6 protein-coding genes and 1 pseudogene are annotated in these 5,398 nt (G+C 54.1%); 1 reads left to right on the top strand and 6 read right to left on the bottom strand.

The features are described from left to right. The coding region (locus F7R02_RS23990) for a conjugal transfer nickase/helicase domain-containing protein (protein WP_167521102.1) at nucleotides 1–317 on the top strand (317 nt) is incomplete at its 5' end. Between the two features lie 171 nt (nucleotides 318–488). On the opposite strand, the gene F7R02_RS23985 is transcribed toward F7R02_RS23990, so the two are convergent. The 6 genes and pseudogenes from F7R02_RS23985 to F7R02_RS23960 all read right to left on the bottom strand — a co-directional run. Continuing rightward, a complete protein-coding gene (locus F7R02_RS23985) occupies nucleotides 489–1,865 on the bottom strand; it encodes a Tle-like phospholipase domain-containing protein (RefSeq protein WP_078590749.1) in 1,377 nt (458 codons plus the stop codon). Next, nucleotides 1,862–2,521 carry a hypothetical protein gene (locus tag F7R02_RS23980; protein WP_078590747.1) on the bottom strand — a complete coding sequence of 220 codons (660 nt, stop codon included), beginning with the start codon at nucleotides 2,519–2,521 and terminating at the stop codon, nucleotides 1,862–1,864. The genes F7R02_RS23985 and F7R02_RS23980 overlap by 4 nt, the downstream gene beginning before the upstream one ends. Next, nucleotides 2,518–3,048 (bottom strand): hypothetical protein, encoded by a 531-nt coding sequence (locus F7R02_RS23975; RefSeq protein ID WP_026006819.1) that lies wholly within the window; start codon nucleotides 3,046–3,048, stop codon nucleotides 2,518–2,520. The genes F7R02_RS23980 and F7R02_RS23975 overlap by 4 nt, the downstream gene beginning before the upstream one ends. Before the next feature lie 203 nt (nucleotides 3,049–3,251). Beyond that, nucleotides 3,252–3,755, bottom strand: a complete 504-nt coding sequence (locus F7R02_RS23970; RefSeq protein WP_078590758.1) for a DUF4189 domain-containing protein — start codon at nucleotides 3,753–3,755, stop codon at nucleotides 3,252–3,254. 50 nt (nucleotides 3,756–3,805) lie between these two features. Continuing rightward, complete coding sequence (locus F7R02_RS23965; RefSeq protein ID WP_078590745.1) at nucleotides 3,806–4,945, bottom strand: TrbL/VirB6 family protein; 1,140 nt, start codon at nucleotides 4,943–4,945, stop codon at nucleotides 3,806–3,808. Nucleotides 4,946–4,976: 31 nt separating this feature from the next. Next, nucleotides 4,977–5,273, bottom strand: a pseudogene (locus tag F7R02_RS23960) (hypothetical protein); the annotation flags it as partial. Nucleotides 5,274–5,398 lie beyond the last annotated feature (125 nt).

Below are 5,398 nucleotides of genomic sequence, written 5' to 3'. Positions count from 1 at the left end.
CAGGTGTGTTTCAGCGCTATGCGCAAGAACATCCTCAAATCGCTGACTATGCCAAGCGTGAAGAGATGGCAGATTGGCAGTGGGCGCAGAAGAGATTTGAGAAATTGCATCTACACCGTAAGCAAGCCAATGGCCTGAACATCTGGACGTGCGAAGTAACCGGACCTCGCAAATCGCGACGGCTCCACGGCTACCTGCTTGAGCGTTGGCAGGGTGTATTTGGGGAGCTTCCGCCAAACAACCCATACCTGACGCTCCGGGATGGAAACTCACAACCGCCGATCCATACGGACGCATCCACTTCACTTGATGCCTGAAGATGTACCCCTCATTGGTGTGCTTGAGTGTGAGCCAGTAGCATTCACGTCTACCTCCGAGCCATGGCCGTAAGTATTAAACCTGTCGAGGCGCGGAACTAGTGAGCGTGTCTACGTTAATTGGCTGCCCGCGGAGCCGCGTTCGTCGAGCCACCGTGGCAGTTCAGAGCCTTAAAGCGCACGCGCTGGTGACTGCTGAGCTACGTCCGGCTGCGACCGCTGAGCATCCAAGGCCTGTGATTGGCGGATGCTTTCCTGCAATGGAGGCACGGTCTCGGACAGATCCACCTTGACCCGGAAGCCCGGTGTCTGGCCGACGATCCAAACCGCGTCCTGATGCGAGGTCACGCTTTGCAACTGATCGACACGCAGGATACCCACGCGTTTGGCCTCGACAGTGGCGTGCATCGCTTCGGCTGCAGAGGTGCCGGCGGGGAGCTTGCTGTGGATGGCCTGATAAAGCGGATCGTTGGGAACCGATGCGGATACAGGCTCGCCAAACCGACCACGCGGCGTTGCGGGCGCATCCACTTCGCTGCCTGATCCGCCCAGCGGCATCTTCCAGCCGGGCGCGACATACATCGGGGTGTTTTCGCTTTGCATGCGCTGCTGCACCTCTTGCCAACGTGCCGCTGCCATCTCTGTCGTTCCGGCGCCGGTTTCCAGGGGGCCGCGCAAACGGTCGATGGCATCGACGGCCATGCCATAACCACCGCGTGCACCAAGCGTTAAGCCACCACGCAACACCTCCACGTCATCGCGGTACTTGTCGATCATCGGCGCAAACTTGTGCGCCAACTGCTGCGCCTTGGGGTCTTCCAGCACCGAGCGGTCTGGCGCGTCGTTGGCATCCACCGGCAGGAAGTTGTGCATGCGGTGCGAGTCGGCGAGCGGTTTGACGACAGCTGGATTGCGTGCATCCAAAAGACTGCGGTCATTGGCGTAACCAGCTTTTTCCAGCGTAGCAATCTCCTGCTGGGTAGCGTAGAGCTTGACCTGGCCGTAATGCTTGCTGGCAGCACTGACCGCATCGCCGGCCATCACATGGTTGATGACATCGGTACCGCCCTCGGGAATGCGCCGGTCCAGGCTAACCGCGCCGTAGGCATTGAAGGTCTCGCCCTTGAGCCCAAAGTGGTGGGCAGTGACCTGGGCCAGGTTGCCGCCGAGGGAGTGGCCGGTGACGGTGACGTCTGGTGCTTGGCCGTCCTTGCCGAGTTTTTGTGCATAGACTAACGCATGCTTGGTCAACTCAATTGCTTCGGCGGCCTGGCGATTGTGACGTGCTGCGACCATGCCGCCATCGGTGTAGACACCATCCTGCTTGAGCTCACGCTCAGTCTCGGTGCCGCGATGGGCGACAACGATCTCGTTGGTATCGATCCGTCGGTAGATAATCCCCTGATAGCCTGAAGGACTATCTATGTACTCAAGGCGCTTGTATGAAACATCACCTATCACGACGGTTCGACTGTTTTCACCTGTCTCAGGCGGTTTGTCATAACTATCTTTTGCAAGCGCTGCGTATTGTTGGCTTGTGAGGCTCATGGGACCACCTTTTCAGCAGTCAGGGTGACTTTGAAGATATTGTCGCGAGCATTATCATTGAATTGGTCAACACTGACTCTGCCGCTATCCGGGAAATTCTCTATGTCTTCCCTTGGGTAGCGCCCTTTCCAGAAATAAGTTACCCCAGGAATTGATTTTAATATCTTGTCTTTATACAAACCAGGCTGGAATCTGGTTTCTTCATGCTTGCCCGTTGCTTTTAAAGATACATCCGCACTGGTTAGTTCCCAGTGACAAGTGCCTTTCCCGTAATAGTCCGCATCGACCATGCCATCGGCATAAATCTTCGCCACGTATGTGGTGTCGTTGACCTTTTCGAAATTGATGGGAATCCCATCTTCTTTCTGCTTTGTCGACATGCCCAATGAGCGATCGATGGGTGTGCACGCATCGCGATTCGTCATTTCATAGAACGCTGTTCCTGATATCCACTCAAACGGCCCCGGCGCATCCTCAATGGTCATCGTGATCCGGTACGCCTGTGTCGGATGCGGGTTCTTGCGGTAGACCGGATCGCCGTCGGTGGTGGTCGAATTGGTGTCGTGTCTTTCAGAGCCAGTATTCATGGGGTTGCATCCTGCTAAGAAAACCAAGACAAGAGAGCTCGCAATTTTAATTCCCAGCTTCCCTTTCATGCGGCCATCGTGCGCTGTGCAGAACGTTGCGCGGCTGTCATGGAGTTCGCAAGTCGTTCACAGATGCGGTTAATGTTGACGCGATGTATCAACAAGGCAATGAGCATGATTGCAAAGACCACCCCAAACTCGGGGAACTTCTTCATGACATCCATCACATAGGGAACGCAGGCCGCAGCCACTGCAAGCATGAACATCAGCAGCGTCATTGCAGTCGCACTGACAATAACCTGGCGAAGCTGTTTCAGTTCTTCAGTATGTTTTCCCTCTGCTTGCAGCTTTCTCCAAACTGTCAAAGCACCAGCAATGAGACCCAGCAGCATTGCAACTATCGCGAAGTGCAATAAAGCACAGATGGAGGCCGCATACTGTGCAAGGTCCAGCAGGACCGTGAACGAAGTTCGATAGGCCAGGACAACCAAACTTGCGGTCAACAAGGTTGACATCAGCAGGATAGTCAACATGCGCCGAACGCCCTTGGGTGAGCGATACCAATGTGCGTTGTGGGAGGGAAACACGCTATCCATTACATCGCTCCTACGAGCTCTATTGAACTAACGGCGAACGTGGTGAGGGGTACGGACGAGGTGGCGAAAAAATGCGGCCAAGAATCAAGGCTAAAAGTTGATTATCAATTTTTGCACTTTATTTTCAACTTTAGAATTGATTAGAAATCAGTTTTTTTAAGCGCTTCTCCACAGAGCTGCCTCGTAATGTCCCAGAAGCTCGTTCAGAACTTTTGGAAAATAGGCTCCGTGCAGGCGGTGTATATCACCTTGCACTGGCCCTCCTTATTCTTTTGATTACAAAATGAAATTGCATTTCGACTAGCTACTTCTATAGAAGGTCCTGCAGCAAAACTTCTAATTATATTTCCCATATGCTCAGGCTCAGCGATTGCTGCACACCTGTTCAAATAAACATAGAGAACGCTACAATTTTTTTGACTTTCCGCTTCGCACTTTTCTACCGCATCTTGCTGGGCATCAGCTTTCTTCAATTTACCAGTAGACACGCCAAGATTTTCATTTCCATCACCCGCAATGGCTCCCCAAGTTTCTATCCATTTTCCGCTTGGGCGCGGCGGCTCTTGAACTGTGTTTCCTTGCGGAATAGGAGCACATGCAATCGCCCCTTGACCACCAATCTGATACTGCCCTGGCGGACAACCTTGTGCCCAGGCGCCACTAGAGAAGAGTAAAATGGAAAAAGCTGAGAGGCTAAAATAATCCATGACGCACCCATACATATTTTCAATAATATTTAATTTTGTTAACGACTTAATTAAACATCCTGGTTGCTGCCTTGTCCAGCTTGCCCGCGTGAGCCGACAGGCTGAGGCGCTTGCGTTGGTGTCGCCCCCGCAATCCTAGTCGTTGCATTCTGTAAGGTGGCTGGCGATTCACTATCTTGCTGCTCACCTCTCTTCGCCACCTGCTGCGGCACATAAGACCCAGCTGGTTGTCCCTGCGGCCCAGGACTCGCAGCACCGCCACGATCAAATGCCGAATAGGCCATGAACGTTCCCATATTACCCTGCCAAATTGCAGCCGCCAACGTTGGCACGCTGATGATCAATCCGGTCATGATCAAGCCTATACCGCCCTGCTGCAGGGCTTGGCTAGACAGTCCTTCAGCATTGCCCAAGGTGATGAGTCGGGCAGCCCAGTAGGCCGCAGCCACTTTTGCTGTGAATTTCAGCACCATCGCCGTGACCACCGACAGCATTGCCATCGAGAACAGCGTGCCGATCACGTAGAACAACCACTTCTTGAACAGGTCCTTGGTCTGATCGAAGATCAACGCCAAGATGAAAATTGGCCCAATACCAATCAGAAAGGCCATAGTGAACTTGAACAACAGCAGCATCGCTCCGGCCGCCATCGGCGGACTGGCGGTGCCGAAGCCCGCCATCAACACAGCGCGGCCTTTCTTCTCTATTGCCTCCGGATCGGTGGCGTCGACGCGCACCGCATCCAGCGCGGTCAGCGCCACCTGCGTGTAGGCAAGATTTTCGTCGATCGCATCGGAGGCGGTGCTGTCTTTATCACCCGTGAAAAGGCCATGGATCTCTTTGTCCAGGTTTTGGGTCATAGTCTGGTGCAGCATTGCGCCGTTGACCCCGACAGCTGAAGCAAGGCTGATGATGATCGCGACCTTGCCGGCCTTGATCATGGTCGCCATTGCACTTTCACGCGACTGCCCGGTTGCGATGCGATAGCCCAGAATCAGTACCCACAGCGTGGTTACTGTCAAAGCGATCGTACTGACCCACCTCATAGCGCGGCTCATCAACTCCAAGCCGAACTCTTGAATCTCGTTGCTGAAGTAGTCGTTGACCAGTTTGAAGAAAACGAACTCACCGAGGCCGATATCCGCTAAAGGCTGCAACCAGTTCATCGCTCCGTGGAGAATTGCGTCCATTACCTTCTGCCTGTCTGTCGTGGTGTAGCGATCAATTGGATAACGCGGCTTTCAGCGTTGCGGCCTGCACGAGCTGTCCCAGCGGTTTGAGCCAGCTGTTTTGGTCGCCATCCAGAGCTTTTCTGGCCATTCGCGACTGATCTTCCTTGAGCCCGACGATGTAGCTGTCATACGCCGTCATCTGGGCCTGCCAGTAGTCCAGGTCCATGGCGTTTTGTGCTACGAAACGCTGAACTTCGTTATCGTTGGCAGCAAGCGCCCCTTGGCTGGTGCCACCTCGGTCGCGCTGCGCCTCAATCGCTTTAAACTGGTTGTTGCGTTCTATAAGGGAAGCTCTGAACAACGCCCCCAGATGCGCGACACTACACACCTACGTTGAGGAGTGATCCATGCAACTGACGTTTGGTGACGCCGAGGGCCTTGGTAAGCGCAAGCAGACCCGCCGGGAAATCT

This window comes from Xanthomonas cissicola (assembly GCF_008801575.1).
Classification (GTDB): domain Bacteria; phylum Pseudomonadota; class Gammaproteobacteria; order Xanthomonadales; family Xanthomonadaceae; genus Xanthomonas; species Xanthomonas cissicola.
This window is presented reverse-complemented; position numbering and strand designations above follow the sequence as displayed.

Bases quoted from the DNA above. Each gene is read 5' to 3' on its own strand.
- F7R02_RS23985 (WP_078590749.1), bottom strand. From the start codon at position 1,865: ATGAGCCTCACAAGCCAACAATACGCAGCGCTTGCAAAAGATAGTTAT.
- F7R02_RS23980 (WP_078590747.1), bottom strand. From the start codon at position 2,521: ATGAAAGGGAAGCTGGGAATTAAAATTGCGAGCTCTCTTGTCTTGGTT.
- F7R02_RS23975 (WP_026006819.1), bottom strand. From the start codon at position 3,048: ATGGATAGCGTGTTTCCCTCCCACAACGCACATTGGTATCGCTCACCC.
- F7R02_RS23970 (WP_078590758.1), bottom strand. From the start codon at position 3,755: ATGGATTATTTTAGCCTCTCAGCTTTTTCCATTTTACTCTTCTCTAGT.
- F7R02_RS23965 (WP_078590745.1), bottom strand. From the start codon at position 4,945: ATGGACGCAATTCTCCACGGAGCGATGAACTGGTTGCAGCCTTTAGCG.